This window comes from Pseudomonas oryzihabitans (assembly GCF_032027545.1).
Classification (GTDB): Bacteria; Pseudomonadota; Gammaproteobacteria; order Pseudomonadales; family Pseudomonadaceae; genus Chryseomonas; species Chryseomonas oryzihabitans_F.
The window spans coordinates 58,780-76,311 of the sequence record NZ_JAVSJB010000003.1; the positions used below are offsets into that span (position 1 = coordinate 58,780).

Annotated in this window: 11 protein-coding genes; 3 read left to right on the forward strand and 8 right to left on the reverse strand. The window is 63.2% G+C overall.

Features of this window, described 5'->3' with window-relative positions:
- Positions 1-69 precede the first annotated feature (69 nt).
- The 3 genes from recD to recC are packed head-to-tail and all read right to left on the reverse strand — an operon-like array spanning position 70 to position 9,234.
- A complete protein-coding gene (gene recD / locus RND78_RS05235; protein ID WP_312726636.1) occupies positions 70-2,151 on the reverse strand; it encodes an exodeoxyribonuclease V subunit alpha in 2,082 nt (693 codons plus the stop codon).
- Positions 2,144-5,806 carry an exodeoxyribonuclease V subunit beta gene (recB, locus tag RND78_RS05240; RefSeq protein WP_312726638.1) on the reverse strand — a complete coding sequence of 1,221 codons (3,663 nt, stop codon included), beginning with the start codon at positions 5,804-5,806 and terminating at the stop codon, positions 2,144-2,146. Before recB ends, recD begins: the two co-directional genes overlap by 8 nt.
- Positions 5,803-9,234 carry an exodeoxyribonuclease V subunit gamma gene (recC, locus tag RND78_RS05245; protein WP_312726639.1) on the reverse strand — a complete coding sequence of 1,144 codons (3,432 nt, stop codon included), beginning with the start codon at positions 9,232-9,234 and terminating at the stop codon, positions 5,803-5,805. The genes recB and recC overlap by 4 nt, the downstream gene beginning before the upstream one ends.
- A gap of 181 nt (positions 9,235-9,415) precedes the next feature.
- Between recC and RND78_RS05250 the strand changes: the two genes are divergently transcribed.
- Entirely contained in the window at positions 9,416-9,913 is a 498-nt protein-coding gene (locus tag RND78_RS05250; RefSeq protein WP_312726640.1) for a hypothetical protein, read from the forward strand.
- A 13-nt stretch (positions 9,914-9,926) separates the two neighbouring features.
- Here RND78_RS05250 and yacG read toward each other — a convergent pair whose 3' ends face one another.
- The 5 genes from yacG to pilB form a co-directional block, all read right to left on the reverse strand.
- Positions 9,927-10,124 (reverse strand): DNA gyrase inhibitor YacG, encoded by a 198-nt coding sequence (gene yacG, locus RND78_RS05255; RefSeq protein ID WP_058767413.1) that lies wholly within the window; start codon positions 10,122-10,124, stop codon positions 9,927-9,929.
- Positions 10,121-10,732 (reverse strand): dephospho-CoA kinase, encoded by a 612-nt coding sequence (gene coaE, locus RND78_RS05260; protein ID WP_312726641.1) that lies wholly within the window; start codon positions 10,730-10,732, stop codon positions 10,121-10,123. The genes yacG and coaE overlap by 4 nt, the downstream gene beginning before the upstream one ends.
- On the reverse strand, positions 10,729-11,601 hold the full coding sequence (locus tag RND78_RS05265; protein WP_312726642.1) for an A24 family peptidase: 873 nt from the start codon (positions 11,599-11,601) through the stop codon (positions 10,729-10,731). Before RND78_RS05265 ends, coaE begins: the two co-directional genes overlap by 4 nt.
- Positions 11,601-12,818: a type II secretion system F family protein gene (locus RND78_RS05270; protein WP_312726644.1), complete on the reverse strand. Its 1,218-nt coding sequence runs from the start codon at positions 12,816-12,818 to the stop codon at positions 11,601-11,603. The genes RND78_RS05265 and RND78_RS05270 overlap by 1 nt, the downstream gene beginning before the upstream one ends.
- A 208-nt stretch (positions 12,819-13,026) precedes the next feature.
- Positions 13,027-14,721: a type IV-A pilus assembly ATPase PilB gene (gene pilB / locus RND78_RS05275; protein WP_312726646.1), complete on the reverse strand. Its 1,695-nt coding sequence runs from the start codon at positions 14,719-14,721 to the stop codon at positions 13,027-13,029.
- A 214-nt stretch (positions 14,722-14,935) separates the two neighbouring features.
- Here pilB and RND78_RS05280 point away from each other — a divergent pair, with 214 nt between their 5' ends.
- Together RND78_RS05280 and RND78_RS05285 are read left to right on the forward strand one after the other, a co-directional pair.
- Positions 14,936-15,370, forward strand: coding sequence for a pilin (locus tag RND78_RS05280; RefSeq protein WP_312726647.1), 435 nt, complete (start codon positions 14,936-14,938; stop codon positions 15,368-15,370).
- Positions 15,371-15,417: 47 nt separating this feature from the next.
- The gene (locus RND78_RS05285) at positions 15,418-17,130 is read left to right on the forward strand and encodes a Wzy polymerase domain-containing protein (protein ID WP_312726648.1); all 1,713 of its coding nucleotides are present in this window, start codon (positions 15,418-15,420) and stop codon (positions 17,128-17,130) included.
- The last annotated feature ends 402 nt before the right edge of the window (positions 17,131-17,532 follow it).

The window sequence follows — 17,532 nt, forward strand, 5'->3', positions numbered from 1 at the left end:
TCTCATCACGGACGGCTCCCCCTCACCTTAGGCAGGCCAGGCGGGAGCGTCCAGCGTTTATCTGTACATTTACACAGTGTTTCGCAAATCCAGGTCCAGCCCACTGACGCGACGGACCCGGCGCGCCACCGCCTCGGCGAAGATGCCCCCGCGCGCCTCGATGAGGGTGAAGTCATCGCGCGCCCGGGTGATGCCGGTGTAGACCAGCTCCTTGGTCAGTACCGGGCTGAGCTGCTCAGGGAGCAGCAGTGCGGTATGGGCGAATTCCGATCCCTGGGACTTGTGCACCGTCATAGCGAAGACCGTCTCCACCGCCGCGAGACGACTGGGCAGGACGAATCTCAGTCCGCCGCTGCCATCCCCGCGGGGAAAGGCGACCCGCAGCACCTTGCGCCCGGGCTGGGTGGCGTCGGGCAGGCAGAGGGTGATGCCGATGTCGCCGTTCATCAAGCCCAGGCTGTAGTCGTTGCGCGTCACCAGCACCGGGCGACCTTCGTACCAACCGTGTTCGCCCGCCAGCAAGCCGGCCGCCAAGAGAGCGCTGGCGATACGCAGGTTCAGACCTTCCACGCCCCAGGGCCCCTTGCGCACGGCACACAGCAACTGGAAGTCGTCGAAGGCGGCCAGTACCTGGCCGGCCCAGAGGGTCCAGGCCGGATCCTCCAGCACGGTGTCGGCCTGGGGCCGTGCCTGCCGCAAGACCTCCAGATAGTGGCGATAGCCGCGAGCGCGCCCGCGGCCCTCCAGCACCAGGCGCTCCAGGGCGCGATCCTCCGGCCCCTTGAGCAGCACTCGATGCAGGTCGGCGTAGCCGCCGTCGATCAGTACCTGCTGGGCCCCCAGCCCATCCTGGGCATTGACGCGCCGCGCCAACTGGCCGATGCCGCTGCCGGCGCCGAAGCGCCGCGAGCGGCGCAGCATCACCACCTGCTGGGCCAGGGCGTCGGCTTGATCCTCCCCAACGGCCAGGGTGGTGGCCGCCAGTGATTGGCCGCTCACCGCTTCCAGCCAGGCGCGGGTGGCGGGGCTGTAGCGCCCGGCCTCGGCATCGCGACAGAGATCGCCCAGCACCGCCCCCGCCTCCACCGAGGCCAGCTGGTCCTTGTCGCCGAGCAGGATGAGTCGGGCGCGCGGCGGCAGGGCCGCCAGCAGGCTGGCCATCATCTCCAGATCGATCATCGATGCCTCGTCCACCACCAATACGTCCAGCGGCAGCGGCTGCCCGCGATGATGACGGAAGTGGCGGGTATTGGGCCGACTGCCCAGCAAGCGGTGAACCGTGGTCACTCCCGTGGGGATGTGCCGGCGCAGCTCTTCGTCCACCGGCAGACGACTGACCTGGCCGCCGATGGATTCGGTGAGGCGCGCGGCCGCCTTGCCGGTGGGCGCAGCCAGGCGGATGCGCAAGGGTCGACCGGCCGCCACCGCTGGCGCCTGGAGCAGCGCGAGCAAGCGGACCACGGTGGTGGTCTTGCCGGTGCCGGGGCCGCCGGTGACGATGCTGAAGGCCCCCCTTACCGCCAGGGCGCAGGCCAGTTTCTGCCAGTCGGGCTCACCGCCGGCCTCGGCATCCGGCGGAAACAACAGGTCGAGACGTTCGGCGAGATCCGCCGGCAGCGGCTCCGGGGTGGCGAGGCGCTGGCGCAGGCTGGCGGCCACCTCGCGCTCGTAGTTCCAGTAGCGGCGCAGGTAGAGACGCTCACCGCCCAGCACCAGGGGCCGTTCCGGCGCGCTGCCGTCGCCATCGACCAGGGCGCTGGCCAGCAGCGCCTGGCGCCAGGCTTCCAGGCCATAGCCCTGGAGCAGTTGCGACGGCAGCAGCGAGCTGCGCGCCTCGTCGCCTTCGGGGGGCAGCGACAGGGCCGCGTCCGGATTGCGCAGGGTGGCGGCGAGATCCAGGCAGACATGGCCATGGCCCAGTTGATGGCTGGCCAGGGCCGCGGCCAGCAGCACCGCCGCTTCACCCTCCGGTTCGAGTTCACCGAGAAAACTGGTGAAGGCCCGGTCCACCTGGCGCAGCCAGCCGCGTTGTACCCAGAGTTCCAGCAGGCGAAAGAGATCGTCACGCTGGTCCAAGGGAGACAACTGGCCTTCTGGAACCAGGGATGCCAGGCGCAACAGCCGTTCGGTGGCAGGGCTGAAGTCAGACATGGGCATTCTCCGCACCGCTGAACAGCAGATCCAGGGTCTCGATCAGGGCCTGGGCAGGACGCTCGACGAAGACGCCGTGGCCGGCCGGATCGCAACCGCGCAGGAAGAGGTAGACGGCGCCACCGAAGTGACGCTCGTAGCTGTAGTCGGGCAGGCGCGCCTTGAGCAGGCGGTGCACGGCCAGGCTGTAGAGCACGTATTGCAGGTCATAGCGCTTGGCCAGGACGGCCGTTTCCATGGCCGCGCGGGTATAGGCCCCGGCTTCGGCGCCCAGCCAGTTGGACTTGTAGTCCACCACGAAATAACGCCCCTCGTGCTCGAAAACCAGGTCGATGAAGCCCTTGAACAGGCCATTGAGCTGCCCCGGCTCCAGCAGCGGTCGCGCCTGGCCGCCATGGGTACCGCGGCGGACCAGGTCATCGAGGCGTTCCAGGTCGACGCCATGGGTGGCGAACCAGAATTCCATCTCCACCTGGTAGCGGGCCAGCTCGCCCAGCCGTTGCGCGCCGCCGGGCAAGGGCAGCGGCAGGGCCAGCAGTTGGCGCAGCCAGCGCTGCAGGATCGGAATCCAGTGGTTCCAGCCGCGGCGCTGGCAACGCCGGGCGATCAGGTCGTCCAGGCGCTCGGGCGCCGCCTGGATGGCAGCGAAGCCCTCCTCGCCGACCCACTCCAGCAGGCTATGCAGGAAGGTGCCCGGACCAGGGCCGCGGGGAAAACGATGCAGGTCTTCGCCAGCCGCGGGCTGGCGAGCCTCGTCCGGGGCGAGGCGGTCGTCGTCGAACAGCTTCTGCGCCGCGGGGGTATCCAGGTCCAGCTCCAGCGTCAGCTGGCCCTCTTCCCGCGCTTCACCCAGGCGCGTGCCGATGCGCAGGGCGCTATAGGACGCGATCCACCAGTCCTCGCGGGCCGCACGGCGGGCAGTCAGCGCCTTGAGCGGCGTGGGTGCCTCACGCGGCTCCGGCAGCCGGTCAGGGCTGGCCTCGGGCAACGGCAGCACGAGGGTGTCGGGCCGGGCGCCGATCAAGGTGGTCAAGACAGCGGTCAGCGCCGCCGAGCTCGCCAGGGGTTCGCCACCAGTGGCCAGATAGCCCAGGGCGCTACGGGCGAAGCCGGACTCCTTGCTGCGCCCGCGCTTGAGATCGGCCACGCCAACCCAGCAGGCATGGCGAGCACGGGTCAGGGCGACATAGAGCAGGCGCAGGTCTTCGGCCAAGCGTTCGTCGTCGGCGCGGGCCAGTTCCTCGGCCGAGGGGCGGAAGGTCCGGCGCAGCTGGCCGTGGTCGTCGTGATAGCGCAGCGGCAGGGTGGCGCCCTCTTCGGTGCGATAGGCACAGGCGAAGGGCAGGAACACCAGCGGATATTCCAGGCCCTTGGACTTGTGCACCGTTACGACCTTGACCAGCTCGGCATCGCTTTCCAGGCGCAGGATCTGTTCGTCGGCAGCGCCCTGGGCGGCCAGTTGCTCGGCCAGGTGACGGATCAGTGCCTGCTCGCCGTCCAGCTCGCCGGCGGCGCGCTGCAGCAGTTCGGCGAGGTGCAGCAGATTGGTCAGCACCCGCTCGCCATCGGCGCGGGCCATCAGCCGCTGCGGCAGGCGAAAATCCTGCAGCAGGCGGCGCAGCATCGGCAGCACACCCTGGCCGCGCCAGAGCTGGCGGTAGCCGCGGAATTGCAGCACCCGCGCCTCCCAGGCCTGTTCGTCATGGTTGAGGGCATCCAGCTCGGCCAGCGGCAGGTCGAGGGTCAGGCTGCCCAGGGCCGCGCGCAGGCGGCGATCCACGTCGGGCTCGGCGCAGGCCTTGAGCCAGTCCAGCAGGCAACGGGCTTCCTGGGCGGCGAATACCGAGTCCTTGTCCGATAGATAGACGCTGCGCACCCCGCGCCGCACCAGCGCCTGGCGCACCGCCTGGGCCTCACTGCCGGCGCGTACCAGGATGGCGATATCGGCGGGCCGCAGGGGCTTGAGCTCGCCGTCTTCGTGGCGAAAGCCTGCGCGTCCAGCCGCGGCCAGGGTCAGCAGTCGGACGATCTCGCTGGCGGTGCTCTCGGCCAGGGCGGCGCGATAGGCGGTGCCGGCCAGGGGCTCGTCGCCGGCCAGCTGCCAGAAGGTCAGGGCCGCGCCGGGTACACCGTCGATCTCCAACATCTCGCGCCGGCCCTGGGCACGGACCGGCTCGAAGGGCACCGGATTGTCCTCGCCCTGGCGGAACAGGAAGGCCGCCCGGGGCGCCGTGGTCTCGCCATGCTGGAAGACCTGGTTGACCGCGGCCACCATGGCGGCGGTGGAGCGAAAGTTGGTGTCCAGCGAATGCAGATGGCCGGCATTGGCGCGGCGGGCCTGCAGGTAGGTGTGGATATCGGCACCGCGGAAGGCATAGATGGCCTGCTTGGGATCGCCGATCAGGAACAGTCCGGTGCCCTCTCCCGCGCCATAGACAGTGCTGAAGATGCGGTACTGCACCGGGTCGGTGTCCTGGAACTCGTCGATCAGCGCTACCGGGAATTGCTCGCGGATCAGCGCCGCCAGCCGCGCCCCGGCGCCATCGGCCTGCAAGGCTTTGTCCAGGCGGGTGAGGATGTCGTCGAAGCCCAGCTCGGCGCGGCGCAGCTTCTCGCGCTCGAATTTCTGCTGTACCCAGGCCGCGGCATGCTCCAGTAGCGGCACCTCGGGGCTGGGCAGCTCGGCCAGTTGCCCCGGCAGGCGCGCCATGGCCGCCAGGGCCGGATGATCCGGCGGACTGGCCTTGGTCCAGAGCTCGGCGAAGCCCTCCTCGGTGAGGCGGGTGAAGCCGGTCCCGATATCGAGCGCTTCACTGGCGGGATCCTTGGCCCAGGCGCTCAGCTTGTCGCACCAGGGACCAAAGAATCTCTTCTGCAACTTGCGGCCATCGACCACCTTGGCATCGCAGCCAGCCTGGCAGAGGTCGCGCAGCTCTTCCGCCCACTGGGCCCAGGGGGCCTTGAGGCGTGCCAACCGCTCTTGTCGCTCGGCCAGGGCCGTGGCCAGCAAGGTAGCGGGTTCGCCCTGGGGTGCACCCAGCGCCTCGCTCAACAGGGATCGCAGACGCGCCGCTAGGGCCCGGGGCTCGCCCCAGTGCTCGATCACCCAGTCCAGCGCTTCCCCTTCCAGCGGATAGCAGAAGCGTCGCCAGTAGTCGCGCACCACCTGGGCGAGCAATTCGCTCTGGTCCTGCTCCAGGCTCTGCACGAACAGACTGCCGCTGTCGAAGGCGTGCTCGCGCAGCATGCGCTGGCACCAGCTGTGGATGGTGGAGACGGCCGCCTCGTCCATCCATTGGGCGGCGATGTCCAGACGGCGGGCACAGTCGGCCCAGCCCTCGACCGGGAAGTCCTCGCGCAAGGCTTCCAGCAGAGGATCGGGCGCGGCGATCTCGTCGCGGAAGAAACGCGCGGCTTCGGCCAGGCGATGACGAATGCGGTCGCGCAATTCCTGGGTGGCGGCCTCGGTAAAGGTCACCACCAAGATCTGCGGCGGCAACAGCTCGCGGCCGAACGCCGTCTCGGGCGTACCATGGCCCAGCACCAGGCGGACATAGAGCGCGGAAATGGTGAAGGTCTTGCCGGTCCCGGCACTGGCCTCGATGAGCTGGTTGCCCTGCAGCGGAAAGCGCAGGGCGAGCGGACGCTGACTCATGCCTGCCCCTCCCCGCCGACGGCCTGCCAACCGGCGCTACATACCGGCGCATAGAGCGTCTGGCACCAGCCATCGAATTCCTCGTCGGCCAGCAGCGCAGTAAAGTCCGGGTACTGCCGACGCAACGCCGGATGGGTCGCCGCCTCCCCCTGATAGGCCTGCTCGGCCGCGGTCAAGGCCTTCTCCGGCTCGTTGGCCAACCAGGCGAAGGCGGTACGCGGCGCCACCGGCAGTGGGCGCCGCTGGCCCAGCGCCCAGGCGTCGAGCAATTCGTTCAGCTGACGACGGGCCAGGTCGGCGTCCAGGGGCGCAAGCAGCAGGGTCAGATCGGTCGCCACCACCGCGGTGGTCAGCTGCAGGCCACCGGCTGCAGCGACCAGATGCTGCACCCAGGGTCGCAGCAACCGGTGCCACTTGCGGGTACGGGCATTGCCCAGGCCATTGGCCTGGGCGCTCAGCGCCAGCAGCCCCTCGGGTCCACGGCGCAACCGTTCGAGGTTGGCCACCAGTGGCAGCTCGCGATGCTCCAGGTCCAGGGTCACGGCCTCTTCCAGGGGCTCGGGCCAGCGCAGCGTCAAGGCCTCGACCTGGGCGACCACGGCGGGCAGCGGCTCACGGAGCGCCCGTCCGGCGCGCTCGCCAAACCCCGCCAGCGGCAGGCGACCGCTGCCACGCAAGCGCTCGGCCGCGGCGGCCAGTGCCCGGTCCGGCGCGGCAGGCTCGGCCAGCGCCGCCGCCAGCAGGTCTTCGCCCAACTGATAGCGGGTCAGGGCGTCCAGGCCGAAGGGCTCCTCGTCTTCCGCCGGTGCATCGGGCGCCTCGAAATGCACCTTGAGTCGATGGGCGAAGAACAGATCCACCGGCCCGCGCAGAAAGCGCGCCAGGTCGTCGAGACCCAGCGGCTCCTCGAGCACCAACGGCGGCAACAGGGAATCCTCGTCACGCGTGGTGCGGTCGTGCACACCCAGCCACTCGGCGGCGAAGCTGAAATAGCCGCGCTCGCCGCGAAAATAGCGGGCGCTGAAGGGTTGCAACGGGTGCTCCTGGGTCAGCGCCGCCAGCAGACGCTCGGGTTCCTCCTCATGACCCGCCAGGCGCCAACCGGCCTGGAGATGGTCACGCAACTGGGCGATCAGCACCGAGGGCGGGCGCTCGCTGTTATCGCGGATGCTGCGCCCCACCCAGCTGACATAGAACTGGTCGCGCGCCGAGAGTAGCGCCTCCAGCAGCAGATAGCGGTCGTCCTCGCGCCGCGAACGATCACCGGGGCGATAGTCCTGGGCCATGAGGTCGAAATCCAGCGGCGGCTGGATGCGCGGATAGGCCCCGTCGTGCATGCCCAGCAGGCAGACCACCCGGAAAGGAATGGCACGCATGGGCATCAGGGTGCAGAAGTTGACCGCCCCGGCGAGAAAGCGCTGGGCCAGGCCGCCAGAATCCAGCCCGGCCAACCAGGCCTCGCGGACCACGGTAAGCGGCAATTCTTCCTCCAGCGTCACGTCCTCGCACAACTCCAGCCAGCGCTCGCGCAGATTTTCCAACTGCTCCAGCAGGTATTCGTCGTGCTCGTTCTGGGCGCTGAAGAACAGCGCCAGCAGCGCCTGCAGCCGGGCGCCCCACTCCGCCGGCCGGGCCGGTTGCGCCAACGCCGCCTGGGCCGCGTCCAGCGCATCGAGCAGATCCACCAGCGGCCCGACCAGCGCCGCGTCCAGGCCGCCCACCTCGTCGAAGGGCTCGATATCGCCCAGGGCCGCGCCACCGCCCACCGCATAGCCCAGCAGCATGCGCCTCAGGCCGAAGCGCCAGGTGTTCTGCGTCAGGCCCGCGGGCAGGTCGAGGCGACTACGCTGCTCGGCATCCAGCCCCCAGCGCACGCCGGCGCCTTCCAGCCAGAGATGCAGGGTCGGCAGATCGCCTTCACGCAAGCCGAAGCGAGCGCGCAACGCCGGGACGTCCAGCAGATCGAGGATCTCACTCAGGGCGAAGCGGCTGTCGGGTAGCTGCAGCAGATGCTCCAGGGCGATCAGCAGCGGCTGGAAGCCACGCTGGTGCTGGTCGGCCAGGCTGAAGGGAATGAAGCGCGGATCCTGGCGTTCGAGCTGACCGAACACCGCGCGGATATGCGGCGCATAGGCGTCGATGTCCGGCACCATGACGATGACATCGCGCGGTCTCAGGCTGGCATCGCTGTTGAAGCGCGCCAGGAGCTGGTCGTGGAGGATCTCCACCTCGCGTTGCGGACTATGGGCCACATGGAAGCGCATGGATCTGTCCCGCACCGGGTCGACCGCCGGCCAGCGCTGGCGCGTCTCGGCCAGCGGCCGCAATTCGAGGATGTCGTCCTGCAACTGGCCCAGAAGATGCTGCGGCTCGGTCTCGGCGAAGAGGTCGATGCGCCCGCCGTTGAGGTCTTCGAACAGGCGGCGATAGCCATCGGGTTCGTCGAATTCGTCCAGCAGGTGAATGTAGTCGCGCCCCTGCTTGCCCCAGCTCGCCAGCAGCGGCTGGCCGTGCTGGTGCAGCGCCTCGGCATCCAGGGTCTGGGGCATGCCCGGCTTGCGCTGCTGGCGGCGATAGTTCTGCCGCAGCAGATCCTGGTCGGCGACGATGTCGGACCAGTGATGGCGACAGGGATTGTGCACGCAGAGCAGCACCTGGCTGAACTGGGCCAGCGCCGCCAGGGCTTCGAGGGTCTGTGCCGGAATCGCCGACAGGCCGAAGATCACCACCCGCCGCGGCAGCCCGGCCGGTGGCTCGGTCGCCGCCTGCATCACCTGTAGAAAGCGCCGATGCACGCCGGCGCGACTCTGGGCCAGCCCGCCATCGCCCACATCCGCCAGCAGGGCCCGCCACAGTTGCGCCTGCCAGCGGCAGCTCTCCGGCAAGGGGCGCCGACTGTCGCGCAGGCTGGCCAGCAGATCCCGGCCCGCCGCCCAGTCGTTGAGCCAGTCGGCACGATAGACCTGGTAGCCGTCATAGAGATCGGCCAGGCGCTCGGCCAGCTGGTATCTCTTGCGCAAATCGCCGTCATCATCGAGAAAGCGCCGCAGCGTGGCGAAGTCCGGTTGCATGAGCAGGGTCGGCAGCAGGCGCATCAGCCGCCAGGTCAGGGGCGCTCTATCCAGGGGCGAGGAGGGCGGCACGCTGTCGCGGCCCAGCACCTGGCGATAGGTTCGCCAGAGAAAGGCCGCCGGCAACTGCACCTCGAGCGCCGCGGCCACGCCGCAGCCGCCCTCGTCGTCGCCGCGCGGATCCTCGGCCAGCGCCAGCTTGAGCCACTGGGCGATGCCGTTGCTCTGCACCAGCACCTGTTCGTTTTCCAGTGGCGCCAGGGGATAACGACGCATCCAGCCGACCGCCAGGCTGCGCAGCTCTTCGAGCCGATTGCCGTGTACCACCATGAATCCGGGAGTGAGCGCCTCGGACATCCTACGCCTCGCTGTTCGCTATCTGCGACAAGGGTAAGGATCACCCGCCCGGGACACCAGCCCACGATGTGCTCGCCTGCGCATGACGCAGTGCACAGCCGCCTCTTCCACCCGCCTGCAACGGGCTTCCAGCCGGTAGACTCACCGCCTATCGGCCGCCGGCCATCGACAGGACGTTTTCATGCGCTTCATCGCTGCCCTCCCCCTGCTCCTAGGCGCCGCCCTCGCCCACGCCGCCGACACAGCTCCAGTCGACTGCGCCAGCCTGCAGGCCCAATTGCCGCTGCCCCTGCTCCAGCAGACCTCCAACCTCCCCCTGGCCTATGCCCGCCAGATCGCCGGTGGCTGTGCCTTCACCGATCGCGACACCGGCCAGCCCGCCAATTACCTGCTGGGTCTGTCAGCGGGCTATGAGAATGGCGGCCGGGCGCTGCCCAAGCTGCGCCGGCAGGTGCAATCGCTCAGCGAGCAACTGGACTGCAAGGCCGTCGACGGCCTCGGCGAAGGTGCCAGCGCCTGCAGCAAGCCGCTGCTGGGCACCCAGGTGTTCTTCATCAAGCGCGACCGTATCCATACGGTGACGGCTTCCAGCCCACTGGAATACGAAAAGCCTGAACTAGCAGCCAAGTTGCACCAGGCTGCCTTGGCGACTGCCAAGGCCTGGGCGCAACGACTGTAGGAGCAGGCGCGCCTTAGTGGCCGCGCCGATTGAGGTCTTCTGAATAAAGGTCGTCTTCGAGCTCATTGCCGGGGATGGCATGTTCTTCCGCAGCCCAGGCACCCAGGTCGATCAGTTTGCAGCGGTCGGAGCAGAAGGGCCGATTGGGACTCTTCTCGCTCCATTCCACGGGTGCGCCGCAGGTGGGGCAGTCCACGGTAAGAGTACTCATGCTTGGCCTCCGTCAAGGGTCAGATAAAAGGAATGCAGTCGCTCCACCTCGGCGTGGAGCCTGGCGAGATCGCCATCGTTGCAGATGACGTCATCGGCCTTGGCCAGCCGCTCGGCTCGCGGCAGTTGCGCCGCCAGGATGGCCCGCACCTGGGCTTCGTCGACGCCATCGCGGCGCATGGCCCGTTCGAGCTGCAGCTCTTCCGGCGCATCGATCACCAGGCCGCGGCGGACCAGCGCCCGCTGCCCCGATTCGAACAGCAGCGGCGACACCAGGATGGCATAGGGCGAGGTTGCCTGGGCCAAGACCGCCAGGATCTCCTGACGAATGATGGGATGCAGCAGGGCTTCCAGCCAGCGCCGCTCGGCCGGATCGGCAAAGATCGCCGCCCGTAGCGCCGCTCGATTCAGGCTGCCGTCTGGCTGCAAGACGGCTGGCGAAAAATGCCTGACGATCTCGGCCAGTGCCGGTCGTCCCGGCTCGACCACCCAACGGGCAGCCTGGTCAGCATCGACACAGGTGATGCCCAGCTGGGTGAAGTGCTCGGCAGCGGCGCTCTTGCCGCTGCCGATGCCCCCGGTCAGGCCGAGGGTCCAGGTAGAAGTCATCGGAATCCGGCGAAATTCAGATACAAGCCGGTTATTTGATCACCCCAGAGCAAGGCAATCCACCCCGCCATTGCCAGATAGGGACCAAAGGGCAGCGGCGTACTGGTTTCCGCCCGCCGCAGCCGCAGGGTGATGACGCCCAGGATGGCACCCACCAGCGAAGACAGCAGGATGGTCAGAGGCAGGATCTGCCAGCCCCCCCAGGCACCGAGCAGCGCCAGCAACTTGAAATCGCCATAGCCCATGCCTTCCTTGCCGGTCACCAGGCGGAACAGCTGGAACACTAGCCACAGACTCAGATACCCCGCCACTGCGCCCCAGACAGCGTCAGTCAAACTGGCGAATAGCCCGAACTGGTTGACGATCAGACCGAGCCACAATAGTGGCAGGACGATTACATCGGGCAGGAGCTGATGATCGGCATCGATCAGACTCGCCGCCAGCAACCCCCAGGTCAGCAGCAGAAAAGCCCCACCCTGCCAGCTCACGCCCAGATGCCAGATCACCCAGGCAGACAACAGTCCGCAGGCAAGCTCGACCAGTGGATAGCGCAGGCTGATGGTCGCTTGACAGCCCTTACAACGACCGCGCAGGAGCAGATAGCTCAGCACCGGCACGTTCTCCCAGGGGCGTACGGTACGCTGGCAATGAGGACAACGCGAAGCAGGTCGTGCCAGATTGAAGGGGGCTCCAGCCGGCTCAACCGGCAGCTCCAGCACCTCGCGCGCCTCCGCCTGCCAATCGCGTCTCAGCATTACTGGCAGACGATAGACCACCACATTGAGAAAGCTGCCCACTAGCAGCCCCAGGATCAGCGCACACAAGGCTGCGGCCAGCGGCGCGCTGGCCAGAAAGTCCAGCAGCGCCATCAGACCACCGAGCCGAGCTGGAAGATTGGCAAGTACATGGCGATGATCAGACCACCGACCAACACCCCGAGGACCGCCATGATCATCGGCTCCATCAGGGTGGTGAGGTTGTCGACCATGTTGTCGACCTCATCCTCATAGAAGGTGGCGACCTTGGACAGCATCTCGTCCAGCGAACCCGACTCCTCACCGATGGCCGTCATCTGGATGGCCATGGAGGAGAACACCCCCGTAGTACGCATGGAAAAGTTGAGCTGCATACCGGTGGAGACATCGGCCTTGATCTTCTCCACAGCATTGCGGAACACCACGTTGCCCGTCGCGCCGGCAACCGAATCGAGCGCATCCACCAGAGGCACACCGGCCGCGAAAGTGGTCGCCAAGGTACGGGCGTAACGAGCGATGGCCGACTTGTAGAGAATCGAACCGATCAGCGGGATCTTCAGCAACCCCCTATCCGTGGCGTCGCGGAATTTCTCCGACTTCTTGTAGAAATGCCGTAATACGAAGCCCAGCACGAACAACGCCCCGAGCACCAGCAGCCACCACTCCTGCAGAATCTCGGAAATACCGATCACGAACAGCGTAAAGGCTGGCAGTTGAGCACCAAAGCCTTCGAATACCGACTGGAATTGCGGCACCACCTTGATCAACAGAATGGCCGAGACGATCACCGCGACGACGACCACGGCCGCCGGATAGGTCATGGCCTTCTTGATCTTCTTCTTCAACGCCTCGGTCTTTTCCTTATAGGTGGCAACCCGATCCAGCAAGGTCTCCAACGCACCGGATTGCTCACCGGCATCCACCAGGTTGCAATAGAGGTCATCGAAATACTGCGGCTGCTTGCGCAGGGAGTTGGCTAGGCTGTTACCCGCGGCCACGTCCTGCTTGATGTCGTCCACCAGTTTGCGCATGTTGGGGTTGTCGAAGCCCTCGCCAATGATGTCGAAGGCCTGCAACAGCGGCACCCCGGCGCCCATCATGGTGGCCAGTTGCCGGGTGAACAGCGCGATGTCCATGGGCTTGATCTTCTTGCCCTTGCTGAACAAGGACACCGACTTCTTGCGCACCCGCGTCGGATTGATGCCCTGCTTGCGCAACTGCGCCTTGATCAGCGCCGGATTCAAGCCCGTCATCTCGCCCTTCACCTTGGTCCCTTTGCGATCGGTCCCCTCCCAGGTGAAGTTGCCCAACTTGATCGCTTTATCGGCCATGGCCTCGACTCGTCAAAAGCTCGGCCCGCGTTGGCGGACCCGTCAAAAGAATGCTCTTCGCAGAGCGTGCTGCAGCGTTGGAGGCAAGCATCGCGCCAAACACGGGCAATTTTCGCACTCTGAGGTGTCCGAGGCCCATGACGAAGATTAACCAACGCTCCGATAAGTCCCCTCTCCCTCCGGGAGAGGGCTAGGGTGAGGGAGTCTGTTAGTCCTTGGTCACCCGGTTAATCTCTTCCAGACTGGTAATCCCCTGCATCGCCTTCACCAGGCCAGACCGCCGCAGGTCATTGAAGCCCTCCGCTCTCATCCGCGCCGAGATTTCGATGGAGTTGCCCTCCTCCATGATCATCTGCTGTAGCGCCGGGGTGATCTTCACCACCTCATAGATCCCCACTCGCCCACGGTAGCCGGCGTTGCACTCTTCGCAGCCAATAGGCTGGTAGAGGGTGAAACTACCCACCTCATCCTCTCTGAATCCTTCGGCCAGCAGCGCCTCATGGGGCACCTCATTAACGCGCTTGCACTTGTTGCACAGCTTACGGGCCAGGCGCTGGGCGATGATCAAATTGACCGAGGTGGCCAGGTTGAAGGCTGGCACGCCCATGTTGCGCAGACGCGTCAGGGTTTCCGCCGCGCTGTTGGTGTGTAGGGTCGACATCACCATGTGGCCGGTCTGGGCTGCCTTGATGGCGATCTCCGCCGTCTCGAGATCGCGAATCTCACCCACCATGATCACGTCAGGATCCTGACGCAGGAAAGCACGTAGTGCCTGGGAAAAGTCCAGTCCCTGTCGAGGATTGACGTTGACTTGGTTGATGCCTTCCAGGTTGATTTCCACCGGGTCTTCCGCGGTGGAAATATTGATGTCTTCGGTATTGAGGATATTGAGGCCGGTATAAAGGGAGACCGTCTTACCCGAGCCGGTTGGCCCGGTTACCAGAATCATGCCTTGCGGCTGCTTGAGCGCCTGCATATACAACTCTTTCTGCACATCCTCGTAGCCCAGGGCGTCGATCCCCATCTGGGCGCTGGAAGAATCCAGAATCCGCATCACTATCTTCTCGCCCCAGAGGGTGGGTAAGGTGTTGACCCGGAAGTCAATGGACTTGGTCTTGGACACCTTGAGCTTGACCCGGCCGTCCTGGGGTTTGCGCCGCTCGGAGATATCCATATTGGACATCACCTTGAGCCGCGCCGAGATCCGCGACACCAACTGCACCGGCGGTCGCGCAGCCTCATGCAGGACACCATCCGTACGAAAGCGTACCCGGTACATCTTTTCATAGGGCTCGAAGTGCAGGTCGGACGACCCTTTCTTGATGGCATCGAGCAGCATCTTGTTGACGAACTTCACGACCGGCGCGTCGTCGGCATCGGTACCGGCCACGGCTTCCTGGGGCCGCTCGCCACTGTCCAGGTCCACATCGAGATCAATGTCGCCAAGGTCCAGCCCGCCGGTACCCCCATCGAGATACTTTTCGATGGCCTGATGCAGCTTGTCGTCTTCGACCAGCACCACCTCGACCGCCAGCTTGCTGCCAAAGGACACATCGTTGATGGCCTGCTGGTTGGTTGGATCGGAGAGTGCAATGAAGAGCTTGTTGCCCCTTTTGCTTAACGGCAGAAAATGATGCTGCTGCATCAGCTTCTCGTTGACGATGTCCTTGGGCAACTGCTCTTTGTCGATGGCGGCGAGATCGAGGAAAGGCACGCCGAACTCCTGGGCTGCCAGCTCCGCCAGCGGACGGCTCTGCACCAGGCGTTGCTGAACAAGGTAGGTTACCAACGGCACCTTGGCCTGCTTGGCCTTGACCACTGCTTGCTGGGCTGCGGGCTCAGCAAGCAGTTGCGCATCCACCAGCTGGCGCGCTAGTCCCGACAGCATCACCGTCTCGTTCATCATCCGTCACCTGCGCTTGCGTTAGCAGGCCTTATAGCACCCCCCCGCTCCGCCCGCAAAATGGCGCCGGATGGCTGACATTTTTTGTCATGACGTGACCCTTTGCTGAAACACATCACACCGAGAGCGTGCTGCAGTCGGCACTTTTATTTGGCATGACCTATGCTTTACTCCAGACAGGCATGTTGGCCTGCCCCAACCTCGGAGATTTGGAATGAACGCTCAAAAAGGCTTTACTTTGATCGAGCTGATGATCGTGGTCGCGATCGTTGGCATCCTGGCAGCTGTTGCAATACCGGCCTATCAAGATTACACAGTCCGAGCTCGAGTGTCTGAAGGTCTTAGCCTGGCATCACCTGCTAGGACTGCAGTCGCCGAAAACGCAGCAAATGGGGCAACCGATCTAGGTGCCGGATGGTCTGCCCCTGGCGCCACTGCGAACGTTAGCTCTGTTACCGTTGCAAGCAATACCGGGGTTATCACGATCAATACAACCTCGAAAGCTGGCTCTGTTCAACTCACACTCACCCCAAAATCAAGCGGCACAGCAATTACTGCAGGTACCGTTCCTCCAAGCGCAATCACTTGGACATGCGCTGTAACCGACACTACCAAAGCCAAGTATGTCCCTTCTGAGTGCCGCCCTTAAATCTAGGCCATGAGTAAAAAAGGCCGAAAGGCCTTTTTTATTTTAAAATGAAAATCACAGACACTAGAAAGACATTAAACTTTGCAATTGCATCATTCCCATTCATCAACCCTATCCACTTCTACCCAGATGGAGACGTGCTAAGCCAATCAATTGCAGTACTGACTTCAGCAGCGCTAGTGTTCGCACTATATATAAAAACAACGAAACTAAGTCCATCAACACTTTCCATAACCCTAGCCTACCTAAGCATCGTCTTACTTTTCAACCTTGACAGCAACAGCCGATCAAGCGCTGCACTTATAGCAATACTTCCTGCAATGCTAATCTCTTTCATCAAGGAAAGAGACATGCCCCCAATACTCTGGGGAATAATATTTGGTGCCTCAATAAATGCTTTAGCGGGCTATACCCAACTCTCCGACGAGACAATTACTTTGGGCGGCTTGATTTTTCGAGACCCAAGCGTTCTAGAAACAACAGTATATGGAAATATCGCCCAAAGAAACCTTTTCACAACATACCTTTTCTTGGGGTTCCTTGCAGCCGCACAACTATACTCACAAGAAAAACCAAGCCAAACCCAAAAAAATATACTACTTCTCTTCCTAACCTTAATCATCCCACCCTTAACGTTTTCAGCTTCAAGATCGACAGTTCTATACACGCTTTCTGCACTTCTATTTTTACTGGCAGCAAACTACAAAGCCCCCTACTGCCAATACACAAAGAAGTTCTCAAAAATAACACTTTACTTTGTCATCTTGCTCATGGCATGCCAAACAATACCGAAGACCCTACTTCCTTATAAAACCGGACTCAAGCGTGCTTCAGAAGGCGAACCCATTCGAATTGCAGAATGGAAAAAAACATATCAGATAATATCTGAATACTTCCCATCGGGCATAGGATGGGGAAATTACCCCCACTACAGCTTCCTAGAGCAGATAAAGGGCTCCAGCGCCGCACAAGATTTAACCTGGATCCATTCGCATAACATATTCCTAAACCTACTGTGCGAACTAGGAGCAGCCGCCATCCCTTTAATAGCAATCATCCTATACTTAGCCTTCAGCATCACGAGGTCATCCATCAAAAAAAAAGAAAACTACTTCTCAGCCCTAGCCATAATTACACTTGGCGCGCACAGCTTACTTGAATACCCGCTTTGGTACGCTCAATTCTTCATCCTCCTAGTCTTAATAATTAACACAAGCCACCTAAGAAGAATCGAAATAGCAACATCAAAAATAAGCCGCATCCTTATATCCAGCACAGCGCTCGTAATCGCCCTAGGCTGCCTTACCACAATCTTACAATACAAATACTTAGCGCAGAACGCCTTCAAAAGCGCTGACCCCCTGGAGAACATGGAGCGGATTTCAAAATTCAATACTATAGCCGCAAATCCATACTTAAAATTCTCAGCCGAGCTCTCCACACTAAATCACATCCCAATAGGCAGCGGAACAATGCGGCTTTGTCTTTTAGCGGATCTCAGCAAGCAATTACCAACCTTCACGCTACTGGACAAACTTGCCATTGAGCTATATACAATAGACCAAGATAAGCTAGCAGCATCCGTCATGAATAGCAGATTCAAGGCCTATCCCAAAGAGAGCACTCATGTATTGCTAGATGACACAAAAGGCTTTCCAGCAGAGAAACAAGGACAAATAAATTCCGATATGGAAAATGCAGCGGTCAGCGATGCGGGAAAAAACCTTTACCAACTAAGCGTCATTCCCTCATGCCCGTGAGAGCCTAAGAACCTGCTCACGATCCGCGACGCGTCGGCCAAACGGCGTTAAAATTCCCTGGAAGGCCAGCCTCTCCTGCGCGGCCTGTCGCAATGCTCATTTACCACTCGTAAACTCCGTTTCCTCAGCCTTTTTCGTTTTGTTTGGCTCTAGCTCGCGAGATCGCGAACAGGTTCTAAGAAGAAAAAAATGCAGAAACCATTCAAACAGGCACGAGTAAATACTAACTCTTTGAAGGCGTCCCATGCGCCTAGCGAGTTAACTGCAGCCCCTTCGCCCGACACCACATTCAACGTTGAAGCCCTGCGGGTTAGCTCACTCGCTCGATGCAGGTAGATGAACCAATTCGCGAACCAAACAGAGCTGCGACATATCGCCACACTCACTCCACGCGCAACAGAC

Coding starts and splice junctions, on each gene's coding strand:
- recD (WP_312726636.1), bottom strand. CDS start 2,151: ATGTCTGACTTCAGCCCTGCCACCGAACGGCTGTTGCGCCTGGCATCC.
- recB (WP_312726638.1), bottom strand. CDS start 5,806: ATGAGTCAGCGTCCGCTCGCCCTGCGCTTTCCGCTGCAGGGCAACCAG.
- recC (WP_312726639.1), bottom strand. CDS start 9,234: ATGTCCGAGGCGCTCACTCCCGGATTCATGGTGGTACACGGCAATCGG.
- RND78_RS05250 (WP_312726640.1), top strand. CDS start 9,416: ATGCGCTTCATCGCTGCCCTCCCCCTGCTCCTAGGCGCCGCCCTCGCC.
- yacG (WP_058767413.1), bottom strand. CDS start 10,124: ATGAGTACTCTTACCGTGGACTGCCCCACCTGCGGCGCACCCGTGGAA.
- coaE (WP_312726641.1), bottom strand. CDS start 10,732: ATGACTTCTACCTGGACCCTCGGCCTGACCGGGGGCATCGGCAGCGGC.
- RND78_RS05265 (WP_312726642.1), bottom strand. CDS start 11,601: ATGGCGCTGCTGGACTTTCTGGCCAGCGCGCCGCTGGCCGCAGCCTTG.
- RND78_RS05270 (WP_312726644.1), bottom strand. CDS start 12,818: ATGGCCGATAAAGCGATCAAGTTGGGCAACTTCACCTGGGAGGGGACC.
- pilB (WP_312726646.1), bottom strand. CDS start 14,721: ATGAACGAGACGGTGATGCTGTCGGGACTAGCGCGCCAGCTGGTGGAT.
- RND78_RS05280 (WP_312726647.1), top strand. CDS start 14,936: ATGAACGCTCAAAAAGGCTTTACTTTGATCGAGCTGATGATCGTGGTC.
- RND78_RS05285 (WP_312726648.1), top strand. CDS start 15,418: ATGAAAATCACAGACACTAGAAAGACATTAAACTTTGCAATTGCATCA.